Here is a 250-nt window from a genome sequence, read left to right on the forward strand (position 1 = left end):
TTCTCGCCTTCTTTAACCAGGCCCATGGCGATACCGGCAACCGGCGCCTTCATCGGCACGCCAGCGTCCATCAGTGCCAGGGAAGCACCGCAAACGGAAGCCATGGAGCTGGAGCCGTTGGATTCGGTGATTTCCGATACAACACGGATGGTGTAAGGGAACACGTCAGCGGCAGGCAGCATGGCCTGTACCGAACGGCGCGCCAGACGGCCGTGACCGATCTCGCGACGACCAGCGCGACCCATGCGAC

Annotated in this window: 1 pseudogene; it reads right to left on the reverse strand. The window is 62.8% G+C overall.

From position 1 onward, the window contains the following. Positions 1–250: pseudogene (locus ABS784_RS17205) on the reverse strand (polyribonucleotide nucleotidyltransferase); the annotation flags it as partial.

Origin of the sequence: Geobacillus sp. G4 (genome assembly GCF_040327975.1) — a bacterium.
Taxonomy (GTDB): Bacteria; Bacillota; Bacilli; order Bacillales; family Anoxybacillaceae; genus Geobacillus; species Geobacillus thermoleovorans.